Annotated in this window: 16 protein-coding genes; 10 read left to right on the top strand and 6 right to left on the bottom strand. The window is 60.3% G+C overall.

The features are described from left to right. Positions 1 to 85: 85 nt before the first annotated feature. Both DBR30_RS16020 and DBR30_RS16015 read right to left on the bottom strand, forming a co-directional pair. Complete coding sequence (locus DBR30_RS16020; protein ID WP_005356927.1) at positions 86 to 613, bottom strand: AbiTii domain-containing protein; 528 nt, start codon at positions 611 to 613, stop codon at positions 86 to 88. A gap of 124 nt (positions 614 to 737) precedes the next feature. Then, on the bottom strand, positions 738 to 1,202 hold the full coding sequence (locus tag DBR30_RS16015) for a thioesterase family protein (protein ID WP_181363606.1): 465 nt from the start codon (positions 1,200 to 1,202) through the stop codon (positions 738 to 740). A gap of 133 nt (positions 1,203 to 1,335) precedes the next feature. Here DBR30_RS16015 and recQ point away from each other — a divergent pair, with 133 nt between their 5' ends. Beyond that, the gene (recQ, locus tag DBR30_RS16010; RefSeq protein WP_108588428.1) at positions 1,336 to 3,171 is read left to right on the top strand and encodes an ATP-dependent DNA helicase RecQ; all 1,836 of its coding nucleotides are present in this window, start codon (positions 1,336 to 1,338) and stop codon (positions 3,169 to 3,171) included. A gap of 67 nt (positions 3,172 to 3,238) precedes the next feature. Here the strand turns inward: recQ and DBR30_RS16005 are convergent, their stop codons facing one another. Next, positions 3,239 to 3,541: a c-type cytochrome gene (locus DBR30_RS16005; RefSeq protein WP_005340687.1), complete on the bottom strand. Its 303-nt coding sequence runs from the start codon at positions 3,539 to 3,541 to the stop codon at positions 3,239 to 3,241. 105 nt (positions 3,542 to 3,646) lie between these two features. Here DBR30_RS16005 and DBR30_RS16000 point away from each other — a divergent pair, with 105 nt between their 5' ends. The 3 genes from DBR30_RS16000 to DBR30_RS15990 all read left to right on the top strand — a co-directional run bounded on the left by DBR30_RS16000 (position 3,647) and on the right by DBR30_RS15990 (position 6,206). Then, the gene (locus tag DBR30_RS16000; RefSeq protein WP_108588427.1) at positions 3,647 to 5,074 is read left to right on the top strand and encodes a protein adenylyltransferase SelO; all 1,428 of its coding nucleotides are present in this window, start codon (positions 3,647 to 3,649) and stop codon (positions 5,072 to 5,074) included. A 10-nt stretch (positions 5,075 to 5,084) separates the two neighbouring features. Beyond that, the gene (locus DBR30_RS15995; RefSeq protein ID WP_108541534.1) at positions 5,085 to 5,372 is read left to right on the top strand and encodes a DUF3630 family protein; all 288 of its coding nucleotides are present in this window, start codon (positions 5,085 to 5,087) and stop codon (positions 5,370 to 5,372) included. Positions 5,373 to 5,531: 159 nt separating this feature from the next. Next, on the top strand, positions 5,532 to 6,206 hold the full coding sequence (locus DBR30_RS15990) for a 7-cyano-7-deazaguanine/7-aminomethyl-7-deazaguanine transporter (protein ID WP_005340680.1): 675 nt from the start codon (positions 5,532 to 5,534) through the stop codon (positions 6,204 to 6,206). Positions 6,207 to 6,476: 270 nt separating this feature from the next. Here the strand turns inward: DBR30_RS15990 and rraA are convergent, their stop codons facing one another. Beyond that, entirely contained in the window at positions 6,477 to 6,962 is a 486-nt protein-coding gene (rraA, locus tag DBR30_RS15985) for a ribonuclease E activity regulator RraA (RefSeq protein WP_005340678.1), read from the bottom strand. Between the two features lie 146 nt (positions 6,963 to 7,108). Between rraA and DBR30_RS15980 the strand changes: the two genes are divergently transcribed. Together DBR30_RS15980 and DBR30_RS15975 are read left to right on the top strand one after the other, a co-directional pair. Continuing rightward, positions 7,109 to 8,962, top strand: a complete 1,854-nt coding sequence (locus tag DBR30_RS15980) for a methyl-accepting chemotaxis protein (protein WP_108541535.1) — start codon at positions 7,109 to 7,111, stop codon at positions 8,960 to 8,962. Between the two features lie 122 nt (positions 8,963 to 9,084). Beyond that, positions 9,085 to 9,735, top strand: coding sequence for a chromophore lyase CpcT/CpeT (locus tag DBR30_RS15975; RefSeq protein WP_005340675.1), 651 nt, complete (start codon positions 9,085 to 9,087; stop codon positions 9,733 to 9,735). Between the two features lie 100 nt (positions 9,736 to 9,835). Here DBR30_RS15975 and rpmE read toward each other — a convergent pair whose 3' ends face one another. Further along, positions 9,836 to 10,051 (bottom strand): 50S ribosomal protein L31, encoded by a 216-nt coding sequence (gene rpmE, locus DBR30_RS15970; RefSeq protein ID WP_005340673.1) that lies wholly within the window; start codon positions 10,049 to 10,051, stop codon positions 9,836 to 9,838. A 147-nt stretch (positions 10,052 to 10,198) separates the two neighbouring features. On the opposite strand from rpmE, the gene priA reads away from it, so the two are divergent. Beyond that, complete coding sequence (gene priA, locus DBR30_RS15965; protein ID WP_108541536.1) at positions 10,199 to 12,406, top strand: primosomal protein N'; 2,208 nt, start codon at positions 10,199 to 10,201, stop codon at positions 12,404 to 12,406. A 66-nt stretch (positions 12,407 to 12,472) separates the two neighbouring features. On the opposite strand, the gene DBR30_RS15960 is transcribed toward priA, so the two are convergent. Next, positions 12,473 to 13,564 carry a hypothetical protein gene (locus tag DBR30_RS15960; RefSeq protein ID WP_181363605.1) on the bottom strand — a complete coding sequence of 364 codons (1,092 nt, stop codon included), beginning with the start codon at positions 13,562 to 13,564 and terminating at the stop codon, positions 12,473 to 12,475. Positions 13,565 to 13,850: 286 nt separating this feature from the next. On the opposite strand from DBR30_RS15960, the gene DBR30_RS15955 reads away from it, so the two are divergent. The 3 genes from DBR30_RS15955 to DBR30_RS15945 all read left to right on the top strand — a co-directional run. Then, entirely contained in the window at positions 13,851 to 15,284 is a 1,434-nt protein-coding gene (locus tag DBR30_RS15955) for a DUF2867 domain-containing protein (protein WP_181363604.1), read from the top strand. Between the two features lie 169 nt (positions 15,285 to 15,453). Beyond that, positions 15,454 to 16,680: an aromatic amino acid transporter gene (locus DBR30_RS15950; RefSeq protein WP_108541302.1), complete on the top strand. Its 1,227-nt coding sequence runs from the start codon at positions 15,454 to 15,456 to the stop codon at positions 16,678 to 16,680. 269 nt (positions 16,681 to 16,949) lie between these two features. After that, positions 16,950 to 17,832: malic enzyme-like NAD(P)-binding protein (locus DBR30_RS15945; protein ID WP_258224457.1), on the top strand; the 883-nt coding region annotated here is incomplete at its 3' end.

Below are 17,832 nucleotides of genomic sequence, written 5' to 3'. Positions count from 1 at the left end.
CTGATCCTGACTCCGGCACTCTAGATTGTGGCAATCTCGCTATGGGTCTTGTCTATGGTGCCCTCCTTGCGCGCCAGGCGCTTACTCAGATATGCCAGTGCTGATGCCGCAAAGCCTTGAAACTGTGTTGAGGCAGCAAGGCCGCGTGCTTGGGGTACTCACTAATGAAATGTTCTATTCCCTCCATCAGTTGTGCACGTAATGAAATCACGGGCTCATGCCAGGCTTGCAGGCATAAATGGCCGGGGATCAACTGCTCCTGATAATCTTCCAGCAGCTGTTCTGGCCAGGGTTCAATACCGGAATTGCGTTGCAGCAAATAGTGGGCGGCGGGTTCACGGGCATAAATGAACTGAATTTGGGCCAGATCGCGTTGGCATAGCGTTTGACTGTTGATATGACAGGTCAAATATTTCCCCGTTTTCAGATCCAGAAAGTGACCGCGTTGCCGACAGGGAACGATGCGATACCAAGGCAGGGGGGAGGAGAGAGAATACCCCTCAAGCTCCTGTTCCAACCAGTGGCGACACTCGGGTGTCTGCACCTCGTCGAGCATGGACTCGAGCTGTGTCAACAAGGCTCTGGATGGTTTGATGGCCAGTTTCGCACTCATCGCCTGCAATCCTCCCTCTGCACACAATCCCGACTATCAGTATGGACCTTGTTCGGCCAGAGGGGGTAAGGAATCTAATGATTAAAAGTGGATTAGCCGCGTGGTTTTTATGCACTAACTTGGTTCAACCCACCAGATAGGTACCAGTGCCGAAGGCGATGTGGGTGCCCTCTTCGTTGTGCAGCTCCATCCGGGCGACGGCCACCTTGCTGCCAGCCCGGATGATGTGGGCGGTGGCAATAAACTCGTTGCCGCGCCCCGGCCGCAGATAGTCCACCCGCAGATCTATGGTGCCGAGGCGGGAGAAGCGCTCCCTGAGATAACTGGGGGAGAAATCTTCCAGCTCGTCGATGCAGGAGGCGGCGACGATCATGCCGCCCGCTACATCGAGCAGCGTGGCGGTGACGCCGCCGTGCAGGATGTTGTGGAAGGGGTTGCCGATCAGCTTGTCGTCCATCTTGATGCGCAGCTCCACCTTGTCGAAGTCGTAGTGGGTCACCTGCATGCCGATCAGCTTGTTGAAGGGCATCTTCTCGGCAAACAGGTTGGCAATGCCACTGAGCGCCATCTTCTTCTGCATCTGTTTCATTCTCTGATCCCAATCCTTGTCATCAAAGCCGAGTAAAAACTCCAGCCAGTCTGCAACAGTTCCTTAACAGTCGCAATGGCAGGTTTATTGTGGGCGGCGGCTGCTTTAGAATGGCGACCCCAAAGGAGAGCCCATGACCGCGATTGCCGAAACCCTGCCAGATCCTCAGCCAGAGAGTCCGCTTGCCCTGCTGCAGGCGGTCTTCGGCTATCAGCAGTTTCGGCCGGGTCAGCTCGAGATCATCGAGCAGATCGTCGCGGGGCGCGATGCGCTGGTGCTCAAGCCCACCGGTGGCGGCAAGTCGCTCTGTTACCAGATCCCGGCGCTGCTGCGGCCCGGGCTCGGGGTGGTGGTATCTCCCCTTATTTCGCTGATGAAGGATCAGGTCGACAGTCTGCGCGCCAACGGCGTGGCGGCGGTCTACATCAACTCAGCCCTCAGTCGGGAGGAGATGATCCAGAATTTCGCCGCCATGCGCCGCGGCGAGATCAAGCTGGTCTATGTCTCCCCCGAGCGACTGTTGCAGCACGAGTTCATGGATCGGCTGGCCGAGCTGCCGCTCGGGCTGTTCGCCATCGACGAGGCGCACTGCGTCTCCCAGTGGGGCCACGATTTCCGGCCGGAATATGCGGCGCTGGGGCGGCTCAAACAGTGGTTCCCGCAGGTGCCGGTGGTAGCACTGACCGCCACTGCCGACGAGGCGACTCGCAGCGACATGCTGCACCGGTTGGAGCTCAACGATCCCTTTATTCACACAGCCAGCTTCGATCGCCCCAATATCCGCTACAGCCTGGTGGAGAAGTTCAAGGCGGCGGAGCAGCTGCTGCGTTACGTGCAGAGCCAGAAGGGCAACTGCGGCATCGTCTACTGCTCCAGCCGCAACCGGGTGGAGGAGGTGGCCGAGCGGTTATCTCGCCACGGCTGCAAGGCGGCGCCCTATCATGCGGGGCTGCCACTCGAACAGCGCCAGCAGACCCAGGATGCCTTCCTCAAGGATGATGTCGAGATAGTTGTGGCGACGGTGGCGTTCGGCATGGGTATCGACAAGCCCAATGTGCGCTTCGTGGTGCACTACGACATCCCGAAGAACATCGAATCCTACTATCAGGAGACCGGCCGCGCCGGGCGCGATGGCACTCCCGCCGAGGCGTTGCTGCTCTACGATCCTGCTGACATCGGTCGGGTGCGCCGCCTGCTCGACAACATCGAGAATCCCCAGCAGTTGCAGGTGGAGCAGTACAAGCTCAACGTGATGGCAGCGTTTGCCGAGGCGCAAACCTGCCGCCGTCAGGTGCTACTCAACTACTTCGGCGAGTACAACGACAAGCCGTGCGGCAACTGCGATATTTGCCTCGATCCGCCCAAAAGTTATGACGGCACCGAAGATGCCCAGAAGGCGCTCTCCTGCGTCTGGCGGGTAGGGCAGAATTTCGGGGTGGGTTATGTGGTGGAGGTGCTGCGCGGTTCCCTCAACCAACGCATCAAGGATCACGGCCACGACAAGCTCTCGACCTACGGCATCGGCAAGGATCAGAGTCACGAGTACTGGATGAGCGTGATCCGCCAGCTGATCCACAAGGGGCTGCTGACCCAGAACATCACCCGCAATCTGGTGTTGCAGTTGACCGAGGCGGCCCGTCCCGTGCTGCGTGGTGAGGTGAAGCTGGAGCTGGCGGTGCCCCGCTTGCAGCCCATCTCCAGCCGCAAGGAGAAGCGCAATGGCCTGCTCGACAACGCCAACTACGACAAACGGCTGTTCAAGGAGTTGCGCGGCCTGCGCAAGCAGATTGCCGAGGACGAAGAGGTGCCGCCCTACGTGGTGTTCAACGATGCGACCCTGGTGGAGATGGCTCAGCTGATGCCGATGACCGAAGACGAGATGTTGGCTATCAACGGTGTCGGGCACCGCAAGCTGGAACGCTTTGGCGAAGCCTTTATGGACCTGATCATCGACTACTGCCGTCGCTAGGGTCGATTAGGCAGCCTAATCGACCACGGTAAGCGCGGCTCTGGATGAGTGCGAATCAGACGCGAGGTTATTTCAGGCTGGCGTAGAAGGCTGCCAGATTGTCGATATCCGCATCGGTCAGCGGCGCCATGAAGGGGTCCATCAAGGGCTCTTTGCGAGTGCCATCCTTGAACGCTTTCAACTGTTTCACCAGATAGGCGGCATTCTGACCCGCCAGATGGGGATAGTTGGGGATCATCGCCTTGCCTTCCACGCCGTGACAGGCGGCACAGACCGCCGCCTTGGCCTTGCCGGCTTCAATATCGGCAGCCTTGGCCTGATGGCCCCACGCCAGTGCCAGCAAGGGCAGGGCATATACCCATTTTTGCATCTTCTTCTCCTTGAATTGAAAAATGATGGTCGCCAGTTAGCGCAAGCATGGCTGACGGCAGTATAAAGAGTGACACGAGCATACGCAGGGACGAATGGCACAACCATGAAGTTGATCAACACTTTTGCGACTGAGTTGCCCTGGGCCTGTGAACCCGTGGCCCCCCAGTCACTGCAGCAACCCCGGTTGCTTCATCTCAACCTGGCTTTGCTGGATGAGCTGGGATTGGGAGGCGTCAGCGAGGCTGACTGGATTGCCTGTTGTGGCGAGGGGAAAGTGCTGCCCGGCATGCAGCCGGTAGCTCAGGTCTATGCGGGCCATCAGTTCGGGGGTTATAGCCCCCGGCTTGGGGATGGTCGCGCGCTGCTGTTGGGTGAGCAGCTGGCGCCGGATGGTCAGCGTTGGGATCTCCACCTGAAGGGGGCAGGAAAGACGCCGTTTTCCCGCTTTGGCGACGGCCGCGCCGTGCTGCGCTCCAGCATCCGCGAATATCTCGCCTCCGAGGCGCTCCATGCCCTCGGCATCCCGACCACGCGGGCGCTGGTATTGGTGGGGAGTCAGGAGCCCGTTTATCGCGAGCAGGTTGAGAGCGGGGCGACCGTGCTGCGCACCGCCCCCAGCCATCTGCGCTTCGGTCATATCGAGTATTTCGCCTGGAGCGGGCAGGGAGAGAAGATCCCGCCACTCATCGACTATCTGCTGCGCTACCACTTCCCCGAGCTGGCCGATGGTGCCGAGCTGTTTGCCGAAGTGGTGCGCCGCACCGCGCGGCTCATCGCCAAGTGGCAGGCGGCAGGCTTCTGCCACGGGGTGATGAACACCGACAACATGTCGCTGATCGGGCTGACGCTGGATTATGGCCCCTACGGCTTTATCGATGCCTATGTGCCCGATTTTGTCTGCAACCACTCGGATCCGGCGGGCCGCTACGCGCTGGATCAGCAGCCCGCGGTCGGTTACTGGAATCTGCAAAAGCTGGCGCAGGCGTTGGCTGGCCATGTAGACAGTGATGCGCTGGCTGCAGCGTTGGCCCAGTACGAGCAGCAGCTGATGCTGCACTACTCCGAGCTGATGCGGGCCAAGCTCGGACTGGCAGTGTGGGAGGAGGATGACCCGGCTCTGTTCCGTGAGCTGTTCCGGTTGCTGGCGGCCTACAAGGTGGATTACCACCTGTTCCTTCGCCGTCTCGGTGAGGTAACGCAAGAGGGGGCGTGGCCTGCGTCTCTGCTGGCCCTGTTGTCTGAACCAGGTGTTTGGCAGGCGTGGCTGGAACGCTATCGGGCACGGCTAATGCGCGAAGGCAGCGAGGATGCCGTGCGCAAGGCGCAGATGGATGCCATCAACCCCAAGTATGTGCTGCGCAATGCGCTGGCCCAGCAGGTTATAGACGCCGCCGACGCAGGGGATATGCAGCCGTTCGAGCGGCTGTTCGCCGCCTTGCTGCACCCCTATGATGAACAACCCGAATATGAGGATCTCGCCACCCCGACTCCGGCATGGTATTGCGGTGGTGAGCTCTCCTGCAGTAGCTGAGAGACAGGGCATGAGTTGGCAAATCAAACAGGTAGATAGCGAAGCTGGCGTGGTGACGCTGGATTGTCCGGCGCTCGAGTGGGACTCGTTTCCGCTGTTGGCGCAGGCCTTGCTGCGAGAGTGGGAGCTACGGCCGCTCGAGCAGGATGCGGGGGCCGACCGCCATAGCTGGTTGCTGGAGTTTGAAGGGAGCCAGTTTCGGCTGGAGTACGAACACTACAGCGGCTGCTGGCTGGAGGCGGTGCGCCCGGCGGATCGGGAGGCGCTGCTCTGGCTCGCCAGACAGCACAAGGTGTGACTATCGCCTGCAAGGCCTTCTCTTTGGCTGGCCAACTTGGGTGAGCGTAATCGCATAAAGATTGAACTATCAGTTTTGGGGCGTATAATCTCGCCCCTCGATTATCGCCAATGGTGGCGATATGGGTTCCCTAACCCCATTAACCAAAAAGGTCACAAGATGAATCTGACCCCTGCGCAGTACCAAACGGCGCTCGTTCGCCTGTCGTTGTTCCACATTCTGATCATTGCCAGCAGCAACTATCTGGTGCAGCTGCCGATCACCGTGTTTGGCTTCCATACCACCTGGGGTGCGTTCAGCTTCCCGTTTATCTTCCTCGCCACTGACCTGACGGTGCGGATCTTCGGTGCCGGTCTGGCACGCAAGATTATCCAGACCGTGATGCTGCCTGCGCTGGCGGTCTCCTATGCGCTCTCCGTGCTCTTCTTCGAAGGGAGCTTTCAGGGCGTTGGTCATCTGGCTGAATTCAACCTGTTCGTGGCTCGTATCGCGCTGGCCAGCTTTATGGCCTATCTGGTAGGGCAGTTCATGGATGTGGTGGTGTTCAACCGCCTGCGTCTGCTCAAGCAGTGGTGGATTGCACCTGCGGCCTCCACCCTGTTCGGTAATCTGGTCGATACCATCGCTTTCTTCAGTGTGGCCTTCTGGCGCACCACAGATCCTTTCATGGCAGAGCACTGGGTCGAGATCGCAACCGTCGATTACGTATTCAAGTTGCTGATAAGCCTTGGTTTGTTCGTGCCGCTCTACGGTGTCTTGCTGCGCTACCTCAGCCGCAAGCTGGTGGGCGAGGCCGGATTATCCAGCCTGCAAACGGCCACCCGGCAAGCCTGACCAGATTGACCACCCTTCGCGGTGGTCAATTTTTTTGCACTTTCTGCAAATAGCGCTTGCCTAGTTAAATGAGAATGATTATTGTTAACTTGTTTTCCGGGAAAGACTTCATTCGTTCCAACGTGATGGACTTCTTGTGAAGGCACGACATTGCTCACATTGCTTCCAGTTAAGGGCCAGTTTATCTGGCCCTCTTTTTTTGTCATTTTTCAGCAAGTTGCAGGCATAAAAAACGGGAGCCAAGGCTCCCGTCGTCACGCTGTTTGTGGCTTACTCGATATCGAGTGCCTCGGGGGAGAGGATCACCCCTGTGGTATCGGCGTAGAGGTGGTCGTCAGGTAGGAAGGTCACGCCACCGAAGTTGACCGGCAGATCGGTCTCCCCTACATCCTTGCTGTCGGCACCGACCGGAATGGCTGCCAGTGCCTGAATGCCGATATCCAGATCTTCCAGAATATCGACTTCGCGGACGCAGCCGTAGCAGACAATCCCTTCCCAATCGTTCTCTGCCGCCGTGGTGGCGATGTCGCTGTCGATCAGAGCTCGGCGCATGGAGCCACCGCCATCGATCAGCAAGACGCGTCCCAGTCCGTTCTCTTTGACGAGTTCACGGATCAGGCCATTCGATTCGAAGCATTTGACGGTGGTGATGACGCCGCCGAAAGAGGCACGGCCGCCGAAGGAGCAGAGCATGGGTTCAAGCACATCCACCATGTCCTGATAGATGTCGCACAGTTCAGAAGTATTGTATTCCATAGTGTCAAATCCACGGCTGGAAACAGGTGCAACCAGTATAAGGAGTGGGTGTGGCATTTCAATGAATATTCCTTGCACAGATCACCTGTCGCCGCTTTTCTGCATAAGCTCAATGCAGTTCACTGCCTGTTTGCGAGAGGTCCATCGTGCTTATCCGTCATAAGTTGATCCTGAATACCGTGCTGGTTGCCGTTGCCATGCTGGTACTGAGCGGCCTGTTTATCTACTCCAGCCAGGTGCATCGTCACCTGACCGAAGCCCAGCGCAATATCGATCAGCTGGAGATTGCCATGCTCAACCTGCGGCGGGCCGAGAAGGATTTTCTGATCCGCAAGGATATGACCTTCGTCGAGCGCTTCAATCAGGGGCTGTCAGACTTTCACCAGCACAATCGGGAGCTGGTGAGCGATGACAATCTGGCGGCCGTCGAGGGGGAGCTGACCAGACTGGATCAGCAGATCAGCGGTTATGGCAAAGCCTTCAACGATCTGGTGGCCCAGCAGCAGAAGATTGGTCTGGGGCCGGAGGAGGGGCTCTATGGCAAGCTGCGGGCGGCGGTGCATGAGGTGGAGAATGGGCTCAAGCAGCTGGATCAGCAGGGGTTGCTCATCACCATGTTGCAGCTGAGGCGGGCGGAGAAAGACTTCATGCTTCGCTCCGATATCCAGTATCTGGAGCGTTTCGAGACCTTGCACAAGAGTTTTCAGGATAGTCTTGCCACTTTGCCGGAGGGGGATCGCGGCAAGTTGGAGCAGGCCAGCAAGCAGTACCGGCAGGACTTTGTGGGGCTGGTGCAGGGGATGCAGGTACTGGGACTGAAAGAGGATGAAGGGCTGCGCAACCAGATGCGGGATCTGGTGCATCAGACCGAACAGGGATTTGCCGCCGTCGATCAGCACATTGTCGCTGAGCTGGAGCGACAGAGCGCTCGCCTCAACAGCCTGATGCTGGTCTGTGGCGGGGTGATTGTGGTGCTGATCGGCATCATGAGCGTGTTGCTGGGGCGCAGCATCGACCGTCCTATTACTCAGGTGAATGATACCGTCAACCGCATTCGTAAGGATAATGACCTGCGCCTGAAGATAGAGCTGCGCGGGGCAGATGAAATGGCCCAGCTGGCAGGTAATCTCGACGTGATGCTGGGCGGGTTTCGCGACCTGATCGGCGATGTGAAGCAGAGCGTGCACACCCTGACCGAAGCGGCGGATCACCTCTCGGCCAACGTCAAACGCACCAGTGAAGGGGCCGCGCGCCAGCTGCAAGAGACCGACATGGTGGCGACCGCGTCCACCGAGATGGGCTCCACCATCGAAGAGATCGCCCGCAACACCGAGCAGGCGGCAAACAATGCGCAGGCGACCAACAACAAGGCGATGGAGGGGCGGGCTGCGGTCGAGAATACTGTCGAGCAGATCCGCTCGCTGGCGGGCAATCTGGAGAGTTCATCCCGCGAGGTGAGCCAGCTGCAAAAAGAGAGCGAGACCATCGGCTCCGTGCTTGACGTGATCCGTGGCATTGCCGAGCAGACCAACCTGCTGGCCCTCAACGCGGCTATAGAAGCAGCCAGGGCAGGGGATCAGGGGCGCGGCTTTGCGGTGGTGGCCGATGAGGTGCGTAATCTGGCCATCCGTACCCAGAAATCGACCCAGGAGATTGCCGGCATCATCAGCTCGCTGCAGAAACAGACCGGCAGCATCGTCGAGGTGATGGCGACCTGCCGCGAGCAGGGCAACCGCAGCTCGGATCAGGCCAGTACCGCAGGGGAGTTGCTGGGGCAGATCACTCAGGATGTTACCCACATCATGGACATGAGCACCCAGATTGCTGCGGCTATCGAACAGCAGAGTCTGGTGGCCAACGAGGTGAACCGCAACGTCAACAACATCCGCGACATCGCCCAAGAGTCGAGCATCATGGCAGAGGAAAATGCGAGATCCAGCGAGGGCCTCAACGAGCAGGCCCAGCTGCTCAACAAGGCGGTGGCAAAATATCGGGTTTAGTGAGCGGACTGGCATCCTTGTGAGGTTTTTGCACCAGAGTGGCAATGATTTGATCGTAGTAGCTGTTATTGGGGTAATTCGCTCATATAATCGCCGCCACTATGATGATTCGGAAGGATTCGATGGCAAAGTTGCTGGTGGCCGTATTCGGGCTGCTCTGTTCCTGTCTGGTGTTGGCAGGTTCGGCGCCTCAGGCTACCCCACTCAAGCCCGGTATGGAACCGCTGCTCAGCTGGTTCAACGGGGCCTTTACGAGCCGGGAGCAGGCCAGTTACGACAGCCGCTTTACCAGTGCCGAGCTGCGCTTGATGGAGATCTGGCCCGGCTATCAGGGCTATCGCTGGGTCTATGCCGAGCAGTACCTGAGTCTGCGCTCCGTCCGTCCCTTTCGCCAGCGCATCTATCGCTTCTCACCCGCCCCTGACGGGCGGATCCTGATGGCAGAGCTGACCATGCCCCGAGCCACCGATTTTGCCGGTGCCTGGCATGATCCCGCCCTGCTCGACAGTCTGACCCCGCAGCAGCTCTCCTTGCGCCACGGATGCGAGATCTGGCTGACACGCACCCCCTCCGGCGAATATGCCGGTCATACCCGGGTGGGCCACTGCTCCACCGATTTTGGTGGAGCCACGACGCTGGTGCAGCATATCTGGATTGGCCCCGATAGCGTCAGATTGCTGGATCGCGCCTATGACAACGCAGGGAGCCCGCGCTGGGGCAGCCCTGGTGAGGGGTATGTCTATTTGCGTCGTTCCAAAGGATTTGGCCAGTAGGGGAGAGTGCGTCTGGCTGCGGGAACATGAATGATGAAAAATAGGGATCGTAAAAAAGGCGCCCGATGGGCGCCTTTTTCAGAATTCTTCAGAAGTAAAATTACTTCTTGGTGGTCATCGCACCGAAACGCTTGTTGAACTTGTCTACGCGGCCGCCGCTAGAAACTTCTTTCTGCTTGCCGGTGTAGAACGGGTGGCACTCGGAGCACACGTCCAGGTTCAGATCTTTACCGATGGTAGAGAAAGTGTTGATGACGTTACCGCAAGAGCACTTGGCGGTGATGGCTACGTAGTCAGGATGGATACCAGCTTTCATGGACAACCTCAATTAATAGGCCGTGTCGCCATCCGATCTCTTGTCGGACACCACACGATTGTTGAACACAGTTTCAAAGGCTGCGAATAATATAGGAAATGCCTGAGATCAGGCAAGTGGCTTCGCAGAAAAAATAGGCAACCCCTGGTGAATTCTTCCCAAACGCTGGATCTGGTTCGTGTCGCTGTCCCGGTACCGTTACGCCGTCACTTCGACTATCTCTCTCCCCTACCGTTACCTGCCCCCGGTTGCCGGGTCGAGATCCCTTTCGGTCCCCAGACCCTGGTCGGGCTGGTGGTGGATCATCCGGCTGACAGCCAGGTGCCCCGCAACAAGCTCAAGCCCATCAAACGGGTATTGGATACGGCTCCGGTGCTGGGGCCGGATATTCTGGCGCTGATGAACTGGAGCGCCAGCTACTACCAGCATCCGCTGGGGGAAGTGCTGCCCCACGCCCTGCCGGTGCTGGTGCGCAAGGGGGAGCCTGCCGCTTATCGTGAACTGGAGTTCTGGTTTGCTACCGAGGCTGGCATGGCCATCGACCTTAACGAGCTCAAGCGGGCGGCCAAGCAGCAGCAAGCGCTCGCCTTGCTGCGCAAGGGGCCGCAGACCCCCTCCGCCCTCAAACAGGAGGAGATCCAGAGCGCCGCACTCACCGCGCTGGAGAAGAAGGGGCTACTGGAGAAACGCTCGCTGGAGCCGAGCCATGACGGCGACTGGGCCGCCCGCTTTGAGCCGGGGGAGGGGCTGCGCCTCAACGGCGAACAGGCGCTGGCCGTCTCTGCCGTTACCAGCCAGAGCGACAAGTTCGGTGCCTTCCTGCTCGATGGCATCACAGGTTCCGGCAAGACCGAGGTGTATTTAAGCATCCTCGAGCCCCTGCTCAAGGCGGGCAAGCAGGCGCTGGTGATGGTGCCGGAGATCGGCCTCACCCCGCAGACCATCAACCGCTTCCGGCGCCGCTTCAACGTGCCGGTGGTAGCGATGAACTCCGCCATGAACGATCGGGAACGGCTCGATGCCTGGCTCGCCTGTCGCGACGGCGGCGCCGCCATCCTGATCGGTACCCGCTCCGCGGTGTTCACCCCGTTTCACAACCTCGGCATCATTATCATCGACGAGGAGCACGACGGCTCCTTCAAGCAGCAGGACGGTTTTCGCTACCACGCGCGGGATCTGGCGGTGATGCGGGCTCATCGTGCCGGTATCCCCATCCTGCTTGGCTCTGCTACCCCGTCGCTGGAGACGCTGCACAACGCCCGCACCGGTAAGTATCACCATCTCACCCTGACTCGCCGTGCCGGTAACGCCCAGACCGCCCGTCAGGTGATCCTGGATATCAAGAACGTGCGGTTGCAGGCCGGGCTCTCGCCCCAGCTGGAGCAGCTGATGGCGGAGCATCTGGCGGCGGGCAATCAGGTGATGCTGTTTCTCAACCGCCGTGGCTATGCCCCGGCTCTTATCTGCCACCAGTGTGGCTGGAGCGCCGCCTGTGAGCGCTGTGATGCTTGGTACACCTGGCATCAGGCTGGACGACGGCTGCACTGCCACCACTGTGACAGCGTGCGCCCGCTGCCCCACCACTGCCCCGAGTGTGGCAGCAACGAGCTGATCGGATCGGGAGTGGGCACCGAGCAGTTGGAGCAGTTGCTCACTAAGGTTTTCCCGCAATATCCCGTAGTACGCATCGATCGGGACAACACCCGCCGCAAGGGGGAGTTGGAGGCCCATCTCGGCGACATCAAGGCGGGCAAGTACAAGATCCTGATTGGCACCCAGATGCTGGCCAAGGGCCACCACTTCCCGGATGTGACCTTGGTGGGGCTGCTGGATGTGGATGGCGCCCTGTTCAGCGCTGATTTTCGCGCAGCTGAGAAACTGGCCCAGCTCTACACCCAGGTGGCGGGTCGCGCCGGTCGCGCCAGCAAACCCGGGTTGGTGGTGCTGCAGAGCCACCATCCCGAGCATGCCCTGCTGCAGGATCTGACGCAGAACGGTTACGGCCACTTCGCCGATACGGCGTTGAAAGAGCGCCGCCTGCTGGGGCTGCCGCCGTTCAGCTATCAGGGGCTGTTCCGCGCCGAGGCCAACGGCCGCGACGAGGTGCAGCTGTTCCTCGCCCGCCTCGCCAATACCCTGCGCAGCGCCCGCTATCCCCACGTTCAGGTGCTGGGGCCCATCAGCGGCTTTATGGAGCGCAAGGCGGGCAAGTTTCGCATGCAGTTGCTAGTGCAGGGGCCGAATCGGGCACCGCTGGCCCAACTGCTGGATTGGGCGGTGAAGGAGCTGGAAGGCTGGCCCGAGACCAAAAAGGTGCGCTGGAGTCTGGATATCGACCCCACCGAGCTGAGTTGATGGTGGCACCGGAGCCGGTCGCTGGCAGTTATCGTAAGCGACCGATGGGTGATTTCATTTCAAGGCTCAGACCCGCAGATCGATCTGCTGCACCCAGCCTCCTTTACCCTGTTCGGTGAGATAGAGGCCGGATTGGCGCAGCACCCCCTGATTGCCGCTCTCCCCCAGATGGTTGAAGGGGGTGTCGAGGGGGCGTAGCAGGATGGCGCCGATCCCCAGTTCGACCAGAGCTATAGGTGCGTGCTCCGGATGCCAGAACTGCAGGGCTGAAAACTGGCTATCCCCCTCATCCAGCACCCCGTTGCCATCCTCATCCAGGGTGGCCAACTCGCCGAAGCCATTGCCGGAGCGAGCACCAAACAGCTCGCCCCCATCGTCTATGGTGCCGTTGCCATTGCGATCCAGCGCCACAAAGCCGCTGCCTTCACTCAAGCCCGGCAGGCTATCCTCTTTGCCATCCTGATCAATATCGAAAGTGACCCGTGCCTCGGTCAGATCGGCAATCTTGCCATCCAGACTGAGCACCAGCGGATCTTTGAGGGCATTGAGGGTGGTGCGCCGCTGGCTCACCTCCAGCTGGCGCCAGTCGAGCACAAAGCCTAGATCGAGCTGAATAGTCTGACCATCCCGAGTCGCTACGCTGGCCGATGCCACCACGTTGAGCTGCTCCTGTTGCAGCAGGCTGTCGGTTACTTCCACCAGTTGATCCGGCTCGGCGGCTTGAGCCGCGGCGTCTCCTTGGGTCACCCCTTCGCCCCCCTCTTCGGTGGGCTTGATCGGCTTGGGCAGCTCGATCTCGTGGCCCAGCATCGCCTCGATCATCAGCTTGATCAGCCGCTGGCGGTTATCCAGTCCATCGTCGGGAATGCCATTCTGCTCTTTGCCGACGTCCGCTGCGGGCGGGGCGGGAGGTGTTGCCGCTTGCTGGTTGGCGGCTGATTGCCTTGCGGTTTGCAGCGTCAGGGCGCTGGTGAGGGTCAGAGTGCTGCTGCGTTCGCCGGCCGCAGCCGTGTTGTTGTCCTCCGGTGGATTGACGGCGGGTGGCACGGGCCCGAGGTTGCGCACCTTGCGGCTCTGGGCCTGTTGTTGCCGGTATTGCACCTCCCCCTGGAGGTCGTAGTGATCGATGCGCATACGTTCGCCCTCGGCGCTATACATCTGGTCAGTTATCGACCAATTGATGAGCAGGGCTTAACACCAAATCGGACTAATCAGGGAGGTGGTTAGTACTAGGTTGCAAGGTGGTGGCGTGGCAGGATGGCAAGAGACTGGATGGTGGCGCTGTAGTTGAACATTTTCAGGTAGCGCTGCGCACGCTGGCTGACAAGCAGCATCGGTAAGGATAGGGAGAATTACATGAGAAATTGTCTGGTGATGGACGTGGCGGGCCATGGTGGATTCCTGTCTGGCGCCCCTTGCATCAATGATGCTGAGGGCTGCACGCATGCGTAATTGTCTGGTGATGGGAGCGGCAGGATATATCGGTTCCTATCTGGTGCCCCACCTGCAAACGCTCGGCTACAAAGTGATTGCCGGGGCGCGCCGTCCCTGCCGCTTGCCTGAGGGGGTCGAGTTTCGCCTCGCCGACAGTCTCAAGCCGATCACACTGCTGCCTGCGCTGGCGGGCATAGATACCGTCTTCTATCTAGTCCATGCCATGGGGGCGGGGGCCGATTTTCACCGGTTGGAGCAGCAGGGGGTAAAGAACTTTGCTGCCGCTGCCCGCGCCGCCGGGGTACGTCGCATCATCTATCTGGGAGCGATCCAGCCAGAGCAGTGCAACAGCCGCCATCTCAACTCCCGCCGCTACTGTGGAGAGTTGTTTCGTGACTCCGGTGTGCCGACGGTGGAGCTGCGCGCCGGCATCATCATCGGGCCCGGTTCGGCGGCGTTCGAGGTGATGCGGGATCTGGTATTCAACCTGCCGATGATGGTGACGCCCAAATGGGTGCGCTCGCGCACGCCGCCAATTGCGCTGTCAAACCTGCTGCACTATCTGGGCGGGCTGGTAGAGGCCGACGAGGTGGATGGCCGCATCTTCAACGCGGTCGGCCCCGAGCTGCTCAGCTATCAACAGCAGTTGCAGAAGTTCGCCGCCCATATCGGCAAGCGCTGCCCCATCATTCCCATCCCGTTTCTGAGTCCGCGCCTCTCTGCCTGGTGGCTGCAGTTTGTCACCTCGGTGCCGCAGCCGGTGGCCAAGGCGCTGGTGGGCGGTCTCAAGCACGATATCCCGGCCGACGACGGCCCGCTGCGCACCTTGCTGCCGCAGACTCTGCTCAGCTTCGACGAGGCGCTGGCGGAGAGTCTGGCGCTGGAGCAGAAGCTGGGTGCCGAGCAGCAGGGGCAGGAGACGCCGCTTGGCCTGCGCTGGCGCCATCCCGAATATGGCTTCTACGACCGCACCGCCAGCGGCGATGCCATCTGCCTCGCCTCTCCCGAGGTGGTGTGGCAGGTGTTGCAGCAGCTGGGGGGTGAGCAGCGCTACTTCTACATGAACCAGCTGTGGGTGGTGCGCGAATGGATGGATCATCTGATCGGCGGCCCGGCCCGCACCCGTGGCCGCACCAATCCGGATCGCTTCGTGAAGGGTGACATGCTCGACTCCTGGCAGATCCTCGGGGTCGATGAGGGACGCAGGCTCGATCTGTTGTTCAACATGAAGGCCCCGGGCGTCGGGCGGCTGGAGTTCAACATCCTGCCGGAGGAGTCTGGCCTGACCCGCATCCGGGTCACCGCTCACTGGCACCCGCAGGGCGCCTGGGGGCTGGCCTACTGGCTCGCCATGCTGCCGTTCCACCTCTTCATTTTTCAGGGGATGACCGAAGCCATCGCCCGTCAGGCCGAAGCGAGGGCAGGTATCCCGGTGATGGATTAACCCCTCTTCACACCATTCCCGCTGATAGAGTGCCCCGTTCGGGGCATTTTTTATGCGGCGGCCATGCCCGGTTATGGCAGATAGTGGTAGGCGTCTCATGGCAAAGGCTGGCATCATGCCGCAGTCTTGTTTACCGCGGATAGATAATCAGTCAGAAAAAGAAGGGATTATGAAGAAAAAACCGTCAATTTTGGGGGGCGCCTGCATCATTGCCAGCGTCTGCGTGGGAGCCGGCATGCTCGGTCTGCCGAGTTCGGGGGCGGGGGCCTGGACCCTCTGGTCGGTGCTGGCGCTGACCGTCACCATGGTGATGATGACCCTCTCCGGCTGGATGTTGCTGGAGTCCTTCCAGTACCACGATATGCGGGTCTCCTTCAATACCGTGACTCGCGAGCTGCTGGGGGAGAAGCTCAATCTCCTCAACAACCTCTCGGTCTACTTTGTTGGCGGCATTCTGCTCTACGCCTATATCACCTCCTCCGGTGCCATCCTGCAGGGGATACTGGGGATCGACAGCAAGCTCGCGTCCGTGCTGTTTGTGGCGCTCTTCTCTGCGGTGGTGTGGCACTCGACCCGCGCCGTTGACCGCATCTCTGTGGTGCTGATCGCCTTCATGATCCTCAGTTTCGCCCTCGGTGTGGCCGGGCTGCTCGGCAGTATCAAGCTGCCGACCCTGCTCGATCTGGCGGGCAGCGAGAGTCGCTACGCCCCCTATGCCATGGCGATGCTGCCGGTGGCGCTTACCTCGTTCGGCTATCACCACTCGGTGGCCTCCCTGCGTGCCTACTACCAGAACGAGCAGCAGGCCAGATGGGCCATTCTGGGGGGAACCCTGATCGCGCTGGCGCTCTACGTGCTCTGGCTGCTGGGGATCTTCGGCAACCTGCCCCGTCAGGATTTTGCTCCCGTGATTGCCAAAGGAGGGGACGTGAGCGTGCTGCTCTCCGCGCTTTCAGGGGTGATCGAATCGGAGAAGGTGGCCAGCGCCATCAACGGCTTCTCCATGGCGGCTATCCTCTCCTCCTTTATCGGGGTGGGGCTTGGGGTGTTCGACTATCTGGCTGATCTGTTCAAGTTCGACAACAGCCGCGCCGGTCGCAGCAAGACCTGGGCGGTCACCTTCCTGCCGCCGCTGGTGCTTTCGCTGCTCTTTCCGTTCGGTTTCCTGCTGGCCATCGGCTATGCCGGTGCCGCCGCCACCATCTGGACCTGCATCATCCCGGCGCTGCTGGTGTTGCGTACCCGGGCGCGGGCCGAGCGGGGCGAAGTGACTCCTCATTTCGTCACCCCCGGCGGCAAGCTGATGGCCTGGCTACTGATCCTGTTCGGATTGGCGACCGCGCTGTTCCACTTCCTGTCGATGGCGAATCTGTTGCCGGTCTATCTGGGCAACTGAGTCAGGTCTACAGCACTGACAGCGAAGGGCGGCAAGGCCAACTTGCCGCCCTTTTTTGCTCCATTTTTTGTCCAACTTTTTGCCTCATATAGCAGCATCTATAACTAAAGTGGTAGGCGTGGGTGGGGTAAGTTACTGAAATAACTGGTCTGATCTGGCTGGCGGCAGCATGATCTGCTGGGCATGCCCCCTGCTTTCTTTTATGATCCCCGCCCTTCTGCGTGCCCCATGTCGGCACCTCATTTGCACCAACCACATCGGGGTCCCCCATGTCCGATCTGCGTCAACAAGCTCTCGATTACCACGCCCAGCCGGTACCCGGCAAAATTGCCATCGCCCTGACCAAACCGGCCGAGACCGCCCACGATCTGGCGCTGGCCTATAGCCCGGGTGTCGCCGAGCCGGTGCGCGAGATCGCCGCCAACCCGGCCGATGCCTACCGCTATACCGGCAAGGGCAATCTGGTGGCCGTCATCTCCAACGGCACCGCCATTCTGGGTCTGGGCAATCTGGGGCCGCTGGCCTCCAAGCCGGTAATGGAGGGCAAGGCCCTGTTGTTTAAGCGCTTCGCTGGTATCGACGCCATCGACATCGAGGTGAAGCACGAGACCAGCCAGCAGTTTATCGACACGGTAGCGGCCATCGCCGATACCTTCGGTGGCATCAATCTGGAAGATATCAAGGCGCCGGAGTGCTTCGAGATTGAAGAGGCGCTGATCGCCCGCTGCGACATTCCGGTGTTCCACGATGACCAGCACGGCACCGCCATCGTCACCGCCGCCGGTCTGCTCAATGCACTGGAAGTGCAGGGCAAGCTCATCAGTGACAGCCGCATCGTCTGCATGGGGGCGGGGGCAGCCGCGACCGCCTGCATGGATCTGCTGATCAAGTGCGGCGCCAAGCCTCACAACATCTTCATGCTGGATCGTCAGGGTGTCATCCACACCGGCCGCAGCGATCTCAACAAGTACAAGCAGCGTTTCGCCAATGAGACCCCGTTGCGCACCCTGATGGATGTCATTGACGGGGCGGATGTGTTTGTCGGCGTCTCCGGCCCCGATGTGCTGCCCGCCGAAGCGGTGGCCCTGATGGCGCCGAACCCGGTGATCTTCGCCTGCTCCAACCCGGACCCGGAGATCAAACCGGCGCTGG

The organism is Aeromonas sp. HMWF017, assembly GCF_003061465.1.
GTDB lineage: Bacteria > Pseudomonadota > Gammaproteobacteria > Enterobacterales > Aeromonadaceae > Aeromonas > Aeromonas veronii.
Note: the sequence above shows the minus strand (reverse complement) of the source record. Positions and strands in the feature narration are given on the sequence as shown.

What these genes read in the sequence shown, in the direction of transcription:
- DBR30_RS16020 (WP_005356927.1), bottom strand. Translation starts at nt 613, where the DNA reads ATGAGTGCGAAACTGGCCATCAAACCATCCAGAGCCTTGTTGACACAG.
- DBR30_RS16015 (WP_181363606.1), bottom strand. Translation starts at nt 1,202, where the DNA reads ATGAAACAGATGCAGAAGAAGATGGCGCTCAGTGGCATTGCCAACCTG.
- recQ (WP_108588428.1), top strand. Translation starts at nt 1,336, where the DNA reads ATGACCGCGATTGCCGAAACCCTGCCAGATCCTCAGCCAGAGAGTCCG.
- DBR30_RS16005 (WP_005340687.1), bottom strand. Translation starts at nt 3,541, where the DNA reads ATGCAAAAATGGGTATATGCCCTGCCCTTGCTGGCACTGGCGTGGGGC.
- DBR30_RS16000 (WP_108588427.1), top strand. Translation starts at nt 3,647, where the DNA reads ATGAAGTTGATCAACACTTTTGCGACTGAGTTGCCCTGGGCCTGTGAA.
- DBR30_RS15995 (WP_108541534.1), top strand. Translation starts at nt 5,085, where the DNA reads ATGAGTTGGCAAATCAAACAGGTAGATAGCGAAGCTGGCGTGGTGACG.
- DBR30_RS15990 (WP_005340680.1), top strand. Translation starts at nt 5,532, where the DNA reads ATGAATCTGACCCCTGCGCAGTACCAAACGGCGCTCGTTCGCCTGTCG.
- rraA (WP_005340678.1), bottom strand. Translation starts at nt 6,962, where the DNA reads ATGGAATACAATACTTCTGAACTGTGCGACATCTATCAGGACATGGTG.
- DBR30_RS15975 (WP_005340675.1), top strand. Translation starts at nt 9,085, where the DNA reads ATGGCAAAGTTGCTGGTGGCCGTATTCGGGCTGCTCTGTTCCTGTCTG.
- rpmE (WP_005340673.1), bottom strand. Translation starts at nt 10,051, where the DNA reads ATGAAAGCTGGTATCCATCCTGACTACGTAGCCATCACCGCCAAGTGC.
- DBR30_RS15960 (WP_181363605.1), bottom strand. Translation starts at nt 13,564, where the DNA reads ATGTATAGCGCCGAGGGCGAACGTATGCGCATCGATCACTACGACCTC.
- DBR30_RS15955 (WP_181363604.1), top strand. Translation starts at nt 13,851, where the DNA reads ATGCGTAATTGTCTGGTGATGGGAGCGGCAGGATATATCGGTTCCTAT.
- DBR30_RS15950 (WP_108541302.1), top strand. Translation starts at nt 15,454, where the DNA reads ATGAAGAAAAAACCGTCAATTTTGGGGGGCGCCTGCATCATTGCCAGC.